The organism is Mesorhizobium sp. M8A.F.Ca.ET.057.01.1.1, from assembly GCF_003952565.1.
In the GTDB taxonomy this organism is placed as follows: domain Bacteria; phylum Pseudomonadota; class Alphaproteobacteria; order Rhizobiales; family Rhizobiaceae; genus Mesorhizobium.
This window is the reverse complement of sequence record NZ_CP034454.1, coordinates 6283038-6299727: the sequence shown is the minus strand read 5'-3', so window position 1 is coordinate 6299727 and position 16690 is coordinate 6283038. Positions and strand designations below refer to the sequence as shown.

The following is a 16690-nucleotide window of genomic DNA, read 5'->3' as shown; positions in this document are numbered from 1 at the left end:
CCCTTTCTCTGTTTGTTTTCTGGTTTCATCCGAGCGCTCATCTCAGTTTGATACGGGGGTCGATGAACGGCGCGATGATGTCGGCCAAGAGGTTCCCGAGCACGATGGCGAAGGCCGACACCAGCGTGACGCCCATGATGATCGGGATGTCGACACGCTGGATGGCTTGCCAGGCGAGCTGGCCGATGCCGGGCCAGCCGAACACGCTTTCAACGACGACGATGCCGCCCATGAAGATGCCGATGTCGATGCCGATCATGGCGATGACCGGCAGGATGGCGTTGGGCAGCGCGTGGCGGAAAATGATCGCGCCGCGCGCCAGCCCTTTCGCACGCGCGGTGCGCACGTAGTCCTGGCGCAGCACGTCGATCATCGACGAGCGCATCATGCGCGCATACCAGCCGGCGCCGAGAATGCCCATGGTCAGCGAGGGCAGCACGAGATGGCGCCAGGTGCCGTAGCCACCGATCGGAAACCAGCTCAGCCTGACCGCAAAGACGTAGAGCAGCAAAAGGCCGACGACGAATTGCGGCGCCGAGACGCCGACGAAGGAGGCGACCATCAAGGTCTGGTCGGTGGCGGTGCCGCGCTTGACGGCGGCGATCAGGCCTATCGAGAGCCCGATCAGCAATTCGCACAGGATGGCGCCGACCATCAGAAGCAGGCTGGCCGGCAGCCGCGAGACGATCAGCTCGGCAACCTCGGAGCGCTGGATGTAGGAGCGCCCGAGATCGCCGCTGACGAGCTTCACCAGATAGCGCCAGTACTGGACGACGAAGGGCTGGTCGAGGCCGAGCTGCTGGCGGATGTTCTCTACCGTCTGCGGCGTGGCGCTGCGGCCGGCGATCTGGCGCACCGGATCGGCGGGCAGGAGATAGAGCAGCGCGAAGGTGATCAGCGAGACGCCGAGCAGGATGAGCAGCGACTGGATCAGCCGGCGGCCGAGATAGGCGATCATGACGGGGCCCCCATTATTCACGGCCCCTTTGCGTCGGGTCGAGGATGTCGCGCAGCGCATCGCCGATCAGGTTGAAGGCCAGCGCCAGCGCCAGGATCGCGACGCCGGGAAAAAACACCAGCCAGGGTGCGGCCTGGAAATAGGTCTGGTTCTCGAAGATGATGTTGCCCCACGATGCCGTCGGCGGCTGCACGCCGATACCGAGGAAGGAAAGCGTCGCCTCCAGCAGCACCGTGGTCGAGATGCCGAGCGTGCCCCAGACGATGATGGTCGGCAGCAGATGCGGCAGGATGTGGCGAAACAGGATGCGCGGCGCACTCGCGCCTATCGTGCGCTCGGCGTCGATGAACTCGCGCTCGGCGAGCGAGGAGGTTTCGGTGTAGATGACGCGCGCGGTCTGCACCCAGTTGACGAGGGCGATGACCATGGCGACGATCCAAAGGCTGGGCTGGAACACCGCCGCCAGGCAGATGGCCAGCAGCAATGCCGGGAAGGCCATCATCAGATCGGTGAAACGCATCAGCGCGCTGCCGACCCAGCCGCGGAAATAGCCCGCGGTGACGCCGACAAGCGTGCCGATGAAGAGCGCCACGCCATTGGCGACGATGCCGATGATCAGCGAGGTGCGCGCGCCGTAGAGTATGCGGGTCAGAAGATCGCGCCCGAGCAGGTCGGTGCCCAGCCAGAATTTCGCGGTCGGCGGCAGAGGCGAGCCCTCGATGGTCAGGCCATCGAACATCTGTTCGTTGGGGTCATAGCCGGTCAGCCAGGGCGCCAGGATCGCGCCGGCGACGACGATGGCGACGATGACCAGGCCGAGCAGCGCCAGGCGGCGCTTCACCAGCCGGCGCCAGACGCCGGCGCGCGGCCTGGCCGGCATGCGCCCGGCCGTGAGATCAGGCGCGATGGGACTGGTCATCGCCGCCTTCCTCTCCGGTCTTGGCCTCGTCCGTCATCGCCACGATACGGCGCGCGGCGTCCTCGACGCTGATCTGCCAACTCATCGCCAGCGAGCGCAGCTGCGCATAGGCGCGATCGTCATCGCTGCCTTTCGACAAAGCCGAGACAGCCCGCACGATGGTCTGGCGCTCGGCGACACGCTGGCGCAGCCCGGCGATCTCGCCGGCTAAGTGCTTTCGAGCCTCGAAACTCTGGCGCGCGATGAGCAGCGCGCTGTAGACGCCGGCATTGCCGACCGGCTTCAGGAGCTGGGCATCGGCCTTGTGCGATAGCGCCCATTCGATGCGGCCGGGCGCCTCGGAACCGATCAGCGCCACCAGCGGCATCGGCGCCTCGCCCGGCTTCCAGGGGAATTGCTCGTCGAAGCCGAGATCGGCGTCGAAGAAGACGAAGTCGGCGGCCAGCGCCTCCGGCGCCAGTTCCGGCCAGCAGTCCACGGTGACAAGCCCGATGGCCGACAATTGCCTGGTGATCGCCTGCACCGTCGGGTGCGGGCGATGCAGGACAAAGGCCCTGGCGCCGCCGAGATTGGGGATGCGCGGCGTCCGGCTCACGACACCACCCTGAGGCGCGGCCTGCCGAATGTCTTTGCCGGGTCGTAGCGCGACAGATACGGATCCGGCGCGACCTCGTCCTCGCGGCTGACGACTTCGAAGAAGCCATCCGCGATCCGCCCGATGATGACAGGCAGCGTGGCGTGCTGGGAATTGGCGTCGATGGCGATCGGGCCGAGCCGGGTGGAGAAGCGCCGCTCGGCGAAGGCTTTGGAAAATTCCGCCGGGCCGGCGTCGGGATCGCGCGATAGCACGTCGGCCATCACCTGCACAGAGGCATAGGCGGAGGCTTCGAAGGAGGAGGCGAAGGCGGCCGGCCTTGGCGCGAAATAGGGCCCGACCGACAGATGGCCCTTGCCGGTCTCGCCGATCGCCGGCAGCTCACCCTCGGTGAGGTTGCAGGAGATGACCGGGCAGTTTTGCGAACCGAAGGCGGGATCCTCGACGCCCAGGTCACGATAGGCCGCCAGGAAGGCATAGGACGAGGTGCCGATCAGATTGTTGAGGATGAAGTTCGGCCGCGTCGCCCGGATTTCGGCGATCAGCCGCGACACGTCGGTCTCGCCGATGCGCAGATAGCGCTCGCCCAAGACCTTGCCGCCGGCATCGGCGATCAAGTCGCGCGCCACGCGGTTCATCTCCCAGCCCCAGATGTAGTTCGACCCCAGCAGAAAACCGTTTGCCCCGAAGCGCGGCACGACATGAGCCATCAGCGGCACCAGGTGCTGGTTGGGGCAAGCGTGCATGTAGACGACATGCTCGTTGGCCTCGAAACCCTCATAGGGGCAGGCATACCAGAGCATGCCGCCGGCCTTCTCCAGCACCGGAATCGTCTCCTTGCGGCTCCAGGAGGTGACGCAGCCGACGACATGGCGGGCGTTGCTGGTTTTGAAAATATCTTCGCACAGCGTCGCGTAGCGATCGGCATTGCTTTGCGGATCGCGCTCGACCGGCACCAGCTCGATGCCTGAACTCCTGTCGGCGTTGATGTCGGCGATGGCGCGCATGGCGCCCATGCGGCACGCGTCGGAAACGAGCTGATAACTGCCCGAGCGGGAATAGAGGATGCCGATTTCGATGCGACGTTTCAAACAGGACCCCAGAAATGACAATGCCCCGCAGCCAGCGCCGGAAAAGGCGAGGCATACGAGGCATGTTTGCCGCCCGGCGATCAGAGCCGGTATTTGGCCTTAGCGTATTCGGTCCGGCGGGTCAGTCAAGCCCTCAACGCCATCCGCGTCAAACACCGAAGGCCGGCCATCGCCGTTTCCCGCGAAATCCGCTGCCGCTATTTGGGCGCCGGCCTGTGTTGGCGGGCGTAGGCCACGCAGGCATCCACCGTGCTGACACAAAGCGCGTCGCGCCTGTTCGGCAGATTGTTGTCGCCGGCGTAGGCAACTTCGGCGACGCGGCCGCCGACCATGCGGACCTGCGTGTCGCAATAGCCGCCGGGAGCGACATTGAGGGAGCCGCCGAGCGCCGGGACCGGCCCCACCGACAGGGTCGGGACGACGATGCTGAGATTGCCGCGCTGAACGACGCGCTTGTAGGTCCAGATCTGGCCGGATCCACCGGCGTCCGCGGTGGCGGTTGGAAACCCCGCGCACATTCGAACGTCGGCTTCGCTAAGGCCGACCATCTCCTTGCGAGCCGCCGCCGCCGTGGGATCAATCTTGGCGATGCGCGACGTGTCGTCGGGAACGACGCAGGAAGACTGGACGACGACGATGAGACCAGAAAAGGCAAGCTTTCGAATACAGGAAAATGTCATACCGATTGTTGAGATTGCGTGGCGCCCGGCCGCCCTCTCTACCTAGGCATGCAGGCCGCCGGATCAACCCGCACGCCTTCACGAAAAGGTGCCGTGGCTGCAACCGGGAAGAATGCTGGCCTCGGACATACTCAATCAGCGTAAGGATCGATGCCCTTGCAACTGCCTCCGCCGCCACGCGGCCGGCGCCTCGCCGGTACGCTCGCGGAAGAAGCGGGAGAAATAGGCCGGGTCGTCGAAGCCGATTTCGTAGGCGATGTCCTCGACGGTGCGCACGGTGAACAGCAGCAGCCGCTTGGCTTCCAGCAGCCGGCGCTCGCCGACCACCCGCTTGACGCCGCTGCCCAGCACCGCGCGGGCGGCCTTGTCGAGCAAATGCGGCGTCGTGGCGAGGGCCTGGACGTAGCGGTCGACGGGCCAGTTGTCGCGGAAATGCGCGTCGACGAGTCTCCTCAGCCCCCGCGCCAGTGACGTGTCGGAAGAGCCCAGGGCATCCGTCGCCTCAGGCGCGAGCCTCGCTATATGGCAGAGCGCGACAGCGATCAGCGCCGGCAGCACCTTGTCGTTGCCGGCCTGCGCCTCGGCGTATTCGGCGGCGATCATGTCCAGCACCGTTGCCAGCCTTTGCCATGCGGCATGCTGGGGCAGGGCGTCGGTGAAGACCGGCTGGTCCAGCGGCAGCAGGCTGTGGCCAGCAAGCGTGGCAAGCGCATCGTCGGCGACCGAGACGACGATGGCGTCGGTGCCTGGCCCGATCGAAAAACCATGCACGATAGTGCTCGGCACGAAGCTGACAGCCGGCGCCGAAAAGTCCCAGGAGCGGTCCTCGATGCGGTAGGTGCCGGAGCCGGAGGTCCAGTAGGTGATCTGGCCCATCTGTGGGTGCTTGTGCGCGGCAACTTGGCCCAGGTGAATGTTGCCGCGCGCAAGCACCGTCTCGACATGCAGGAAGCCGACATCGAGCGGCCTTACCGGCTCGCCATAGACGAAGAAATCGGGAATCGAATTCTGGCTCATGGCGCCGGAAAAAGTCCAATCGGTTTTGCCGTTCCGTCCATACCCGATCCCCAGCGGAGGCGCTAGGGTTGCGACACCAAGTGGAGGAGCATCATGCGGTCGGAAGAGTTTCGCGCGGACAAAACACGCCCGTTCACCGGGGCGGAATATCTGGAGAGCCTGCGCGATGGGCGCGAGGTCTATATCAATGGCGAGCGCATAGCAGACGTCACCACCCATCCCGCGATGCGCAATTCGGCGCGGTCGCTGGCGCGGCTCTACGATGCGCTGCATGACCCCAAGCGGCGCGATGCGCTGACCTCTGCGACCGACACCGGGTCGGGCGGCTACACCCACAAATATTTCCGCGTCGCCAAATCCTCCGGCGAACTCGCGGCCCAGCAGACGGCGATCGCCGAGTGGTCGCGCATGTCCTATGGCTGGATGGGGCGCACGCCCGACTACAAGGCGGCGCTGATGAACACGCTCGGCGCCAATGCCGACTGGTACGGACCGTTCAAGGCCAATGCGCTATCCTGGCACAGCAGAGCGCAGGAAGCCGTGCTGTTCATGAACCACGCGATCGTCAACCCGCCGATCGACCGCCACAAACCGGCCGAACAGGTGAAGGACGTCTTCGTCCACATCACCAAGGAGACGGATGCCGGCATTTTCGTTTCCGGCGCCAAGGTGGTGGCGACGTCGTCGGCGCTGACGCACTACAATTTCCTGGCGCAAGGCTCCGCGACGGTGACGGAGGATCCGTCGCTGTCGGTGATGTTCATCGTGCCGATGAACGCGCCGGGGATAAAGATGTTCTGCCGCGTCTCCTACGAGCAGACCGCCAACACGGTCGGCGCGCCCTTCGATTATCCGCTTTCGTCACGCTTCGACGAGAACGACGCCATCCTGGTGCTCGACAATGTCTTCATCCCCTGGGAGGACGTGCTGGTGCTGCGGGATGCGCAGAAGATCCTGTCGTTCCACCCGGCATCCGGCTTCATGCACGGCTACTGCTTCCAGGGTTGCACGCGTTTTGCCGTCAAGCTCGACTTCCTCGCCGGCCTGCTGGCCAAGGCGCTGCGCGCCACCGGCGGCGACGCGTTTCGCGGCAACCAGGCGGCGCTTGGCGAGGTTATTGCGCTCAGGCACATGTTCTGGAGTTTTTCCAATGCCATGGCCCACAACCCGATCCCATGGGCGAACGGCGCGGTGCTGCCCAATCTCGATGCCGCGCTGGCTTATCGTACCTTCATGTCGGAGGCCTATCCGCGCGTCATCGACACGGTGCGCCGCGTGATCGCGTCCGGCCTGATCTATTTGCCGTCGTCGGTGCGCGATTTCAACAATCCCGAGATCGACAAATATCTGGCGCAATATGTGCGCGGCTCCAACGACATGGGCCACATCGAACGCATCAAGATCATGAAGCTGTTGTGGGACGCGACCGGCACCGAGTTCGGCGGCCGCCACGCGCTATACGAGCTCAACTACGCCGGCGCGCCGGAAGAGGTGCGGCTGCAGGTGCTGAAGGGCGCCGAGCGCGGCGGCCGGCTGAAGGCGATGGAGGAACTGGTCGACACCTGCATGGCCGACTATGACGAGCATGGCTGGACTGATGACACCTGGTTGCCGCCGCTCACTCCAACGGCGGGATGAAGCCGATGGCCGCGCAGATTTCGAAGGCCGATTTCCGCGACGCCATGGCAAGGGTCTGCGCGCCGGTCAACATCATCACCACCGACGGGCCGGCCGGACGCGGCGGCTTCACCGCCACCGCCATGTGCAGCGTCTCCGACGAGCCGCCGACGCTGCTTGTGTGCATGAACGGACGGTCGACGCAGGCCGCCATGTTCCTCGCCAACCGGCGCTTCTGTGTCAACGTGCTGACGCATGACCACATGCATCTGGCGGGAAAGTTTGCCGGCGCGACCAGGGACATGGCGGCTCGTTACGAGGCCGCGCGCTGGCAGACACTGGCCTCGGGCACGCCGGCACTGTCGGACGCCATCGTCAATTTCGACTGCGAGATCGAGACGGTGCATCTCGTCGGCACGCACAATGTCATGATCGGCCGCGTCACCGACGTCAGGCACGGCAGCGGCGGCTCGGCGCTGCTCTATGTCGACCGCATCTACACGCAGCCGACGCGGCTGGGGAGTTTTGGCGGGTAAGGCGAGGCTGGCTGCACTGCATCGGCGCTGAGGATTGGCCGCTGCCTTCCCAACGTCGTCATCCACGGGCGAAGCAGCCGCGAAGCGGCGTCGCGGAGACCCGAGGATCCATGCCGCGACTTTAGACGCGGGGCGCAGCGGAGCAGAATTCTGGACCGTGGCGGCGTTCAGGAGTCCCGGCACGGATCCCTTGGGCTGCGGAGCAGCTCCAGGGGTCTGCGCCGCGTCGCTTCGCTCCTTGCTCCGCCATAGGATGACGAAGCACCTGCCGAAAAGGCTCAACTCTCGCCGTCGATCAGGCTTTCCAGCAGGTCAAGCAGGTGCTCCAGCCTTTCATGGCCGAAGCGGCGTTCGATATCGTCGTAGATGATACGGCGCTCGGGCGAGAGCGCATCGATCAGGGCCGAGCCGGCCGGCGCTATGGTCAGCACGACGCGGCGGCCGTCGCCTTCCGCCTTGTTGCGGGTGATGAATTTCCGGCCCTCGAGCGCCTTGATGATGCGGGTCAGGCTGGGCGGCAGCACCGAGGCGCGGTCGGCAAGCTCGGTCGCCTCGACCGGGCCGGCCTCGCTCAGCACGCGCAGAACGCGCCATTGCTGCTCGGTCACGTCATGCGCGGCAAGCATGGGGCGAAACCGCGCCATCACGGCTTCGCGGGCGTGAAGCAATGCCATAGGCAAGGAGCGACGAGTGTTTTCCGGCAGCAAGAAGCAGCGCCCCCAATAAATGCGGTGGTCGGCGAGTTTTGACCCCACATGGACCAACGTCAAACCCCGACCTTTCCATCCCGTATCGTCGCCTCCAGCCCGATGCAAGACTTGACTTTGGGGGCACGTCATGTAATTAACGCGTTAACTACAAAATGCAAGAATCCAGGGAACGATACGCGGTGCCGCACTTCTCCATCGAGTATTCAGCCAACCTCGATGCCAAGGTCGACATGAATGAATTGTGCGCCTTGGTGTTGCGCACGGTGCTCGACACCGGGCTGTTCGAGACCGGCGCCGTGCGGGTGCGGGCTTTTCGCACTGACGCCTACGCCATTGCCGATCGCCTGCCGGAAAACGCCTTTCTCGATATGTCGTTTCGCATCGGCACCGGCCGCAGCGCCGAGGACAAGAAACGGACCGGCGAGGCCGTGTTCACCGCGGTAAGCCAATACCTGGCAACGCTGTTCGAGACCCCGCATTTCGCCTTGTCGCTGGAGATCCGGGAAATCGATCCGGTGCTGAGCTGGAAGAAGAACGCAATCCACCCGCGGCTGCGCGGCAAGTGACGAAAGACTGACATGTCCGATCTCGAAGGCAATCTGAAAAAGGCGCAAGCCTACCTCGCCGGTTTCAAGCGCGATGGCGTGCTGAACCAGATCGGCGGCGAAGCGGTCCCTGCCGCCGACGGCTCGACTTTCGAGACGCTCTCGCCGGTCGACCTCAAGCCGCTGGCCAAGGTCGCGCGCGGCGGCGCCGCCGATATCGACCGCGCGGCAAAAGCGGCCAAGGCGGCATTCCCGGCCTGGGCCGGCATGCCGGGCGAGGCGCGCAAGAAGCTGCTGCACGGAATCGCCGATGCGATCGAGGCGCGTGCCGAGGAGATCGCCTTCGTCGAATGCATGGACACCGGCCAGGCGCTGAAGTTCATGGCCAAGGCTGCATTGCGCGGCGCCGAAAACTTCCGTTTCTTCGCCGACCGTGCGCCGGAAGCGCGTGATGGCGAAACGCTCCGGACGCCTGGCCAGGTCAACATGACGACGCGGGTGCCGATCGGGCCGGTCGGCATCATCACGCCGTGGAACACGCCATTCATGCTGTCGACCTGGAAGATCGCGCCGGCATTGGCTGCCGGCTGCACCGTGGTTCATAAGCCGGCTGAATTCTCGCCGCTGACGGCGCGGCTGCTGGTCGAGATCGCCGAGGAGGCCGGCCTGCCGAAGGGGGTGTGGAACCTGATCAACGGCCTTGGCGAATATGCCGGCAAGGCGCTGACCGAGCACCCCGACATCAAGGCGATCGGTTTCGTCGGCGAAAGCCGCACCGGCTCGATGATCATGAAGCAGGGCGCCGATACGCTGAAGCGCGTGCATTTCGAACTCGGTGGCAAGAACCCGGTGATCGTCTTCGCCGATGCGGATCTGGAGCGCGCGGCGGATGCGGCGGTATTCATGATCTACTCGCTCAACGGCGAGCGCTGCACCTCCTCGTCGCGGCTGCTGGTGGAGGCCTCGGTCTATGACCGGTTCACCGATCTGGTGGCGGAGAAGGCAAAGCGCGTCAAGATAGGCCATCCGCTCGATCCGAAAACGGTGGTCGGGCCGCTGATCCATCCGGTGCATGAGGAGAAGGTGCTGTCCTATATCGAGATCGGCAAATCGGAGGGCGCGGTGGTCGCGGCCGGTGGTGGCAAGTACGCCGGCCCGGGCGGTGGCTGTTATGTCAGCCCGACGCTGTTTACCGGCGCCACCAACAAGATGCGCATCGCCCAGGAAGAGATCTTCGGGCCGGTGCTGACCGCGATCGCCTTCAAGGACGAGGCGGAGGCGCTGGCATTGGCCAACGACACGCAATATGGCCTCACCGGCTATCTCTGGACATCCGACGTGACCCGCGCTTTCCGCTTCACCGATGCGCTGGACGCCGGCATGATCTGGGTCAATTCAGAGAATGTGCGCCATCTGCCGACGCCGTTCGGCGGCGTCAAGAACTCCGGCATCGGCCGCGACGGCGGCGACCATTCCTTCGATTTCTACATGGAGACGAAGAACGTCGCCTTCGCCACTTCGGCGCACGCAATCCAGAAACTCGGCGGCTGACCGGAGGAAATCAGATGCCCTTGCCCAAGCCCAACCTCTACCCCGCCTTCAACATCGTTCGGCTCAGCCATGTCGAACTCGCGGTAACCGACCTTGCCCGATCCCGCGCCTTCTATGTCGACACGCTCGGCCTGCAGGTCACCGACGAGACATCGGGCGCCATCTACCTCAGGGCCATGGAGGAGCGCGGCCATCATTGCATCGTGCTTCGCAAGGCAACGACGCCGGAAGCCCGCGACCTCGGCTTCAAGGTTTTTTCCGACGAAGACCTCGACAAGGCAGAGCATTTCTTCAGGGGCAAGGGCCTGCCGGTCGAATGGGTCGAGCGTCCCTACCAGTCGCGCACCTTCCGCACGCGCGACCCGCACGGCATTCCGCTGGAATTCTACGCAACGATGGATCGGCTGCCGCCGATCCACCAGAAATACGCGCTCTACAAGGGCGTGAGGCCGTTGCGCATCGACCATTTCAACTGCTTCTCGCCCAATGTCGACGAGTCTGTCGCCTTCTACAACGAGCTCGGTTTTCGCGTGACCGAATATACGGAAGATGCCTCAAGCGGAAAGCTGTGGGCGGCCTGGACACACCGCAAGGGCGGCGTCCACGACATCGCCTTCACCAACGGCATCGGCCCGCGCCTGCACCACGTCGCCTTCTGGGTGCCGACGCCGCTCAATATCATCGATCTGCTCGATCTGATGGCGACCACCGGCTACCTGCCGAACATCGAACGCGGCCCCGGCCGACACGGCATTTCCAATGCGTTCTTCCTCTACGTGCGCGATCCCGACAACCACCGCATCGAGATCTATTGTTCGGACTACCAGACGGTGGATCCGGATCTGGAGCCGATCAAATGGGATTTGAAGGACCCGCAGCGCCAGACGCTGTGGGGCGCACCGGCGCCGAAAAGCTGGTTCGAGGAGGGCAGTGTTTTTGCCGGCGCGGAGGTGCGGCAGCCGGATCTGGCCGCTTCGCCGATTGTGGCGCCTTGATAGAGTCCCGGTCGATGTCAGCGTTCCTTCGCGCCCCCTGGCCGGCATCCAACATCACCATCGGCGGAGCCGCAGCATGAGCGCCCGCCTCGCCACCTTCACCGCTGGCGGCAAGACGCGCTATGGCGCCATCACAAGCAAGGGCGTCGTCGACCTCTCGGCCCGCCACGGCCAGTGGCCTACCCTGCGCGAAGTGATCGAAGCCGGCACCTTGCGACGCCTGGCGGAAGAGGCGGGCACCCTCGCCGCCGATTTCTCGCTCGACGCCATCGCCTACGACATCCCTATTCCCTCACCGGAAAAAATCATCTGCGTCGGCGTCAACTATCCCGACCGCAACGAGGAGTACAAGGACGGGCAGGCGGCACCTTCGAACCCGTCGCTGTTCATCCGCTTTGTCAGCTCCTTCGTCGGTCATGGCGCGCCGTTGGTGCGGCCGCCGGAATCACCACAGCTCGACTACGAGGGCGAAATCGTCATCGTCATCGGCAAGCCAGGCCGGCGCGTCGCCGAACCCGACGCGCTGGACCACATCGCCGCCCTGTCGCTGTGCAACGAAGGCACCATCCGCGACTGGGTGCGGCACGCCAAGTTCAACGTCACGCAAGGCAAGAATTTCGAGCGCACCGGCTCGATCGGCCCGTGGCTGGTGCCGTTCACGGACGAGGCGCAGATCGCCGACATCGCGCTGACCACCCGCGTCAATGGCGAGGTGCGCCAGCAGGACCGCACCAGCCGGATGATCTTTTCCTTCCGCAAGATCATCAACTACATCTCGACCTTCACCACGCTGGTGCCGGGCGATATCATCGTCACGGGTACACCGACCGGCGCCGGCGCCCGCTTCGACCCGCCGGTCTGGCTGAAACCGGGCGATGTGATCGAAGTCGAGGCCGACGGCATCGGCGTGCTCAGAAACGGCGTCGTCGACGAGGCAACAGCATGACCCCAAGCCAAGTGGAAGACGCCGCCAACCGGCTGTTCGAAGCCGAGCGCTCACGCCGCCAGATCAGGCTGCTCAGCCTCGATTTTCCCGAGGCGACGATGGAGGATGCTTACCGCGTCCAGGCGGCGCTGGTGAAGCGCAAGACCGATGCCGGGTTGAAGCCGAAGGGCTGGAAGATCGGCCTGACCTCCAAGGCGATGCAGTATGCGCTGGCCATCGACACGCCGGATTCGGGCGTGCTGTTCGACGACATGTTCTTCAGCGACGGCGCGACCATTCCGGCCGGCCGCTTCATTCAGCCGCGCGTCGAGGCCGAGATCGCCTTCGTCATGAAGGCGCCGTTGAAGGGGCCTGGGGTGAGCCTCTTCGACGTGCTCAACGCAACGGACTACATCACGCCGGCGCTGGAAATCCTCGATACACGCATCGAGCGCGTCAATGCCGAGACCAAGAAGGCCCGCACCTTCTTCGACACCATCTCCGACAATGCCGCCAATGCCGGCATTGTCATCGGCGGCCGGCCGCAGCGGCCCGATGAAGCCGACATGCGCTGGATCGGCGCCATAGTTTCGCGCAATGCCGAGGTCGAGGAGACCGGGCTCGGCGCCGGCGTGCTCAACCATCCGGCGATGGGCGTCGCCTGGCTGGCCGACCGGCTCGCCCGCTACGGCCTGTCGATCGCTGCCGGGGAAGTGGTGCTGTCGGGCTCCTTCGTGCGTCCGGTCGAGGCGCGGCCGGGCGACACGATCGTCGCCGATTTCGGCAGTTCGGGAACGGTCAGCATCCATTTCGCGAAAGGCTGACGGTTCCCCGACAGCCATACCGCCTCATTTGTCGCGCAAATAGGCCGCTATCACATCGGCGGCGATGTTAGACATGCGCAGGCCGACTTCCCTGGTGATGTCGCCCTCGACGCGGCTTTGCACCCAGCCCAGAAACGCGAAGGCCCGCAGCGCGGCGAACAGCGGCAGCGCTGCGACATCCCGCGCGGTCAACTCCCGCTGCTGCCGGTAGCCGTCCAGCAGCGACGCCTCGATCAGCGGATAGAGCGGCTCCTGGCGGTTCTGGTAGAGCGCGACGGCGAGGTCGTACATGTGCCAGCCAAAGCCGCAATCATCGAAGTCGATGATGCGCACCGCACCGTCATGGATCAGCACGTTCTCGCGCGCCAGATCGGCGTGGATGATGCCGAAGTTGCGGGCGCTGCGTTCGTGTTCCGACAGCGCCTTCACGGCCTTTTCCCGCGCCTGAAAAACCAGCTCGCGGCGCGCGCCGTCGAGGAAGGGCGAGGTCTCGAAGAGTCCCCAATTCGGGGCCGCGCCGAAGAAGCCGTCGAAGTCCCAGGCATGGCGGGTGAAGCCTGAAGGCGGCGTCCACGTGGCGGTGACAGTGTGCATGTGGGCGATGCTTCGCCCGATCTCACTGAAGACCTGCTCCAACTGTTCCGGCGTATGGTCCAGCGGTACGCCGCGCGCGCCGACGGCGCGGCCCTCGAGCCAGCTCAAGCAATCGACCTGGCGCGGTTGCGTCAAAGCGGCGGTGCCGACGAGCACGAACGGGTCGCCGGCCTGCGTTGGGATGGGAGACGGCGTGGCGACGCCGGCGGCTTGCAGAAAGCCCATCCATTGCAGTTCCCCGCGCAGCGCGGCATCCGTGTGGTAGCCAAGCCGATGCACGCGCATCACTGCCGGCTGGCCGCCGGGCAGGTGGATCCGGAAGACCGCATTCTCACGGTATTTCAGCAGCTCCGGCTCGCCGCCGCGAACGCCCCAATGGTCCAGCGCGCGTCTGGCAAGGTCGGTGACATCAGCTGCCGTTTCCGGCCCGGCATGCGTCGATACAGCGTTCACGCCGGCACTCCGTCGACTTCGCCGAGCACCTCATCGAGCGTTTCGATCAGGACATCGGCGTTTTCACGCGAAAACGGCATGGGCGGGCGGATCTTCAGCACATTGCCGTGGATGCCTGTCTTGCCCATCAGCACGCCACGGTCGCGCATCGCGTTGATGACGCGGCCGGCGATGTCGGGCGCCGGCTCGCGTGTCTCGCGGTCCCGGACCAGTTCGGCGCCGAAGAACAGGCCGGCGCCCCTGACCTGGCCGATCGATTCATGACGATCGGCCAGTGGCCGCAGCAGGCCGAGCGCGTAGGCGCCGACATCGCGGGCATTGGCGACGAGGTTTTCGTCCTCCAGCACATCGAGGACCGCATTGGCCACCGCGCAGGAGACCGGATTGCCGCCAAAGGTGTTGAAGTAGCGGAAGGCGTCGCGGAAGGTCGCCAATATGTCTCGAGTGGTGACGACAGCGGCGACCGGGTGGCCGTTGCCCATCGGTTTGCCCATGGTGACGATGTCGGGGACGAAACCGGCGCGCTGATGGCCCCAGAAATGGCTGCCGGTGCGGCCGAAACCGGGCTGCACCTCGTCGGCGATCATCAGACCGCCGGCTTCGCACACCGCCGATATGGCATCATCGAAAAAGCCGCTCGGGAGTGCCGGAAAGCCCTCATTGGCGAGCAGCGGGCAGAGGATCATTCCGGAGAGGCCGATGCCGTCTCTGGCCAGCGAGGCGATCGCCGCGCGCACGGCATCGCCGAAGGCCTTGCCATTGGCCATCGCATCTGGATGGCGATAGCTGTCCGGGGCCGGCACCAGCCTGACATACGGAGCGCGCCCGCCGACCGGCGGCATGCGGGTAGAGAGCTGCGAAACGGCTGTGGTGTTGCCGTGATAGGTGGCGTCGGTGGCGATGATGCCCATCTGGCCGGAGGCCGCCTGCGCCATGCGCAGCGCGATGTCGTTGGCCTCGCTGCCGGTGCAGGTCAGGATGGCGGTGGAGAGGCTGGCATCGAAGGTGGCGGTCAGCCGCTCTACATAATCGAGGATCGCGGTGTGGAGATAGCGCGTGTGGGTGTTGAGCAGGCTCGCCTGCCGGCACAGCGCCTCGACCACATGCGGGTGGCAATGGCCGACATGGGCGACATTGTTATAGGCGTCGAGATATTTGCGGCCGTCGGCGTCGTAGAGCCAGACACCCTCGCCGCGCACAAGATGCACGGGCTCGTCATAGAACAATTGCGATTTCGTGCCGAGCAGCCGGCCACGCCGGCTAACCAGTGTTTCCCCAGCCAGTTCTTGCCGCGATTGAGCCATCGGTGTACCAAAACTCCGTTGCATGTCAGACCTTCGACAGGCCTGCGTCGAGCGCCTCACCGATCCTCGCGACATCGGCGGCGCTTATGATGAGCGGTGGCGACAGGATGATGTTGTTGCCGGAGACGCGCAGCATGACACCGGCCTCGTAGGCAGCCTCCGAGACCACCGCCATGGTCTTCTTGTCGGCCGGTTTTTTCGTCGCGCGATCGGCAACCAGTTCCACCGCCGCCATCAGGCCCTTGTACCTGACATCGCCAACGATCGCGTGCTCCGCTTTCAAACCTTCGAGGCCCACCGCCAGTTCGGCTCCGCGCGCGGCCGCGTTTTCGTGAAGGCGCAGCCGTTTGGTCTCGGCGAGTGCCGCCAACCCGGCCGCGCAGCCGACCGGATGGCCGGAATAGGTGTAGCCGTGGCCGATCGCGCCAAAACTGGTCTTGTCGGACTCGAACACATCGGCAACCTTGGCGCCGATCAAGGTGGCGCCGAGCGGGAAATAACCCGAGGTGATCGCCTTGGCGATGGTCATGAAATCCGGCTTCACACCGGACAGCCGCGACCCGGACCATGCGCCGGTGCGGCCGAAGCCCGTGACCACCTCGTCGGCTATCAGCAGGATTTCGTGGCGGTCGCAGATCTCGCGCACCAGCGGCATGAAGCTTTCATGTGGAACGATGACGCCGCCGGCACCCAGCACCGGCTCCATGATGAAGGCAGCGATCGTGTCGCCGCCCTGGAAGGCGATCTCATCCTCCAGCGCCTTGGCGCAGAGTTTGGCCAGCCGCGCCGGATCGGTCTCGTCGAACGGGTTGCGGAAGGTCCAGGGTGCGGGGATGTGGAAGACGCCGGGCAACAGAGGCTCGTAGTTGCGGCGGAAATTGGCGTTGCCATTGACGGAGGCACCGCCGAAATGCGTGCCGTGATAGCCCTTCTTCAAGGCGAGGAATTTTGTGCGGTCGCCCTGGCCGCGGATCTTCCAGTATTGCCTCGCCAGCCGCAACGCCGTCTCGACCGAATCCGAGCCGCCCGAGGTGAAGAAGGTCCGCACCATGCCTTCTGGCGCGAACCATTCCGCAAGTTCGTAGGCGAGCTCGATCGACGGTCCGGTCGAGGTGCCGCGAAAGCCGGAGTAGTAAGGCAGTGCGCCGAGCTGGTCGGCGATCGCCTGCTTGATCGGGTCGCAGCTGTAGCCGAGATTGACGTTCCACAACCCGCCGACGGCGTCGAGAACGGTTTTGCCGGCGATATCGGTGACCATGACGCCCTCGCCCCCATGATCACCTTGGGCGGATTGGCCCGCATCTCGGCCGGATGCGCCATCGGGTGCCAGATTGGCCTGGCGTTGGTCTCGGTGAGGAAGTTGATGTCGCGCATCA

16 protein-coding genes and 1 pseudogene are annotated in these 16690 nt (G+C 65.0%); 7 read left to right on the top strand and 10 right to left on the bottom strand.

The window, feature by feature from the left end:
* Positions 1-37: 37 nt before the first annotated feature.
* From EJ077_RS29885 to EJ077_RS29860, 6 genes are all read right to left on the bottom strand, one after another.
* Positions 38-958, bottom strand: coding sequence for an ABC transporter permease (locus EJ077_RS29885; RefSeq protein ID WP_208698439.1), 921 nt, complete (start codon positions 956-958; stop codon positions 38-40).
* 13 nt (positions 959-971) lie between these two features.
* Entirely contained in the window at positions 972-1877 is a 906-nt protein-coding gene (locus EJ077_RS29880) for an ABC transporter permease (protein WP_210212144.1), read from the bottom strand.
* Entirely contained in the window at positions 1855-2472 is a 618-nt protein-coding gene (locus EJ077_RS29875; RefSeq protein WP_208698438.1) for an ANTAR domain-containing response regulator, read from the bottom strand. Before EJ077_RS29875 ends, EJ077_RS29880 begins: the two co-directional genes overlap by 23 nt.
* Complete coding sequence (locus EJ077_RS29870; RefSeq protein WP_208698436.1) at positions 2469-3563, bottom strand: transporter substrate-binding protein; 1095 nt, start codon at positions 3561-3563, stop codon at positions 2469-2471. Before EJ077_RS29870 ends, EJ077_RS29875 begins: the two co-directional genes overlap by 4 nt.
* A gap of 197 nt (positions 3564-3760) precedes the next feature.
* Positions 3761-4243: a hypothetical protein gene (locus EJ077_RS29865; RefSeq protein WP_208698434.1), complete on the bottom strand. Its 483-nt coding sequence runs from the start codon at positions 4241-4243 to the stop codon at positions 3761-3763.
* Between the two features lie 135 nt (positions 4244-4378).
* On the bottom strand, positions 4379-5260 hold the full coding sequence (locus EJ077_RS29860; protein ID WP_208698432.1) for a helix-turn-helix domain-containing protein: 882 nt from the start codon (positions 5258-5260) through the stop codon (positions 4379-4381).
* Positions 5261-5353: 93 nt separating this feature from the next.
* Here EJ077_RS29860 and EJ077_RS29855 point away from each other — a divergent pair, with 93 nt between their 5' ends.
* Together EJ077_RS29855 and EJ077_RS29850 are read left to right on the top strand one after the other, a co-directional pair.
* Complete coding sequence (locus tag EJ077_RS29855; protein ID WP_208698430.1) at positions 5354-6898, top strand: 4-hydroxyphenylacetate 3-hydroxylase N-terminal domain-containing protein; 1545 nt, start codon at positions 5354-5356, stop codon at positions 6896-6898.
* Between the two features lie 5 nt (positions 6899-6903).
* Positions 6904-7413, top strand: a complete 510-nt coding sequence (locus EJ077_RS29850; protein WP_208698428.1) for a flavin reductase — start codon at positions 6904-6906, stop codon at positions 7411-7413.
* Between the two features lie 278 nt (positions 7414-7691).
* Here EJ077_RS29850 and hpaR read toward each other — a convergent pair whose 3' ends face one another.
* Positions 7692-8087 carry a homoprotocatechuate degradation operon regulator HpaR gene (hpaR, locus tag EJ077_RS29845; protein WP_245458578.1) on the bottom strand — a complete coding sequence of 132 codons (396 nt, stop codon included), beginning with the start codon at positions 8085-8087 and terminating at the stop codon, positions 7692-7694.
* 215 nt (positions 8088-8302) lie between these two features.
* Between hpaR and EJ077_RS29840 the strand changes: the two genes are divergently transcribed.
* The 5 genes from EJ077_RS29840 to hpaH all read left to right on the top strand — a co-directional run bounded on the left by EJ077_RS29840 (position 8303) and on the right by hpaH (position 12963).
* Positions 8303-8689 carry a 5-carboxymethyl-2-hydroxymuconate Delta-isomerase gene (locus EJ077_RS29840; RefSeq protein WP_208698424.1) on the top strand — a complete coding sequence of 129 codons (387 nt, stop codon included), beginning with the start codon at positions 8303-8305 and terminating at the stop codon, positions 8687-8689.
* Positions 8690-8701: 12 nt separating this feature from the next.
* Complete coding sequence (gene hpaE, locus EJ077_RS29835) at positions 8702-10219, top strand: 5-carboxymethyl-2-hydroxymuconate semialdehyde dehydrogenase (protein WP_208698422.1); 1518 nt, start codon at positions 8702-8704, stop codon at positions 10217-10219.
* A 14-nt stretch (positions 10220-10233) separates the two neighbouring features.
* A complete protein-coding gene (gene hpaD / locus EJ077_RS29830) occupies positions 10234-11214 on the top strand; it encodes a 3,4-dihydroxyphenylacetate 2,3-dioxygenase (RefSeq protein WP_208698420.1) in 981 nt (326 codons plus the stop codon).
* A 76-nt stretch (positions 11215-11290) separates the two neighbouring features.
* The gene (locus EJ077_RS29825) at positions 11291-12160 is read left to right on the top strand and encodes a fumarylacetoacetate hydrolase family protein (protein ID WP_208698419.1); all 870 of its coding nucleotides are present in this window, start codon (positions 11291-11293) and stop codon (positions 12158-12160) included.
* Entirely contained in the window at positions 12157-12963 is an 807-nt protein-coding gene (gene hpaH / locus EJ077_RS29820) for a 2-oxo-hept-4-ene-1,7-dioate hydratase (protein ID WP_208698418.1), read from the top strand. The genes EJ077_RS29825 and hpaH overlap by 4 nt, the downstream gene beginning before the upstream one ends.
* 24 nt (positions 12964-12987) lie before the next feature.
* On the opposite strand, the gene EJ077_RS29815 is transcribed toward hpaH, so the two are convergent.
* From EJ077_RS29815 to EJ077_RS29805, 3 genes and pseudogenes are all read right to left on the bottom strand, one after another.
* The gene (locus EJ077_RS29815) at positions 12988-14010 is read right to left on the bottom strand and encodes a phosphotransferase enzyme family protein (RefSeq protein ID WP_208698417.1); all 1023 of its coding nucleotides are present in this window, start codon (positions 14008-14010) and stop codon (positions 12988-12990) included.
* Positions 14007-15293: an aminotransferase class III-fold pyridoxal phosphate-dependent enzyme gene (locus tag EJ077_RS29810; RefSeq protein ID WP_208703166.1), complete on the bottom strand. Its 1287-nt coding sequence runs from the start codon at positions 15291-15293 to the stop codon at positions 14007-14009. Before EJ077_RS29810 ends, EJ077_RS29815 begins: the two co-directional genes overlap by 4 nt.
* Before the next feature lie 46 nt (positions 15294-15339).
* Positions 15340-16688 (bottom strand): annotated as a pseudogene (locus tag EJ077_RS29805) (aminotransferase class III-fold pyridoxal phosphate-dependent enzyme).
* Positions 16689-16690 lie beyond the last annotated feature (2 nt).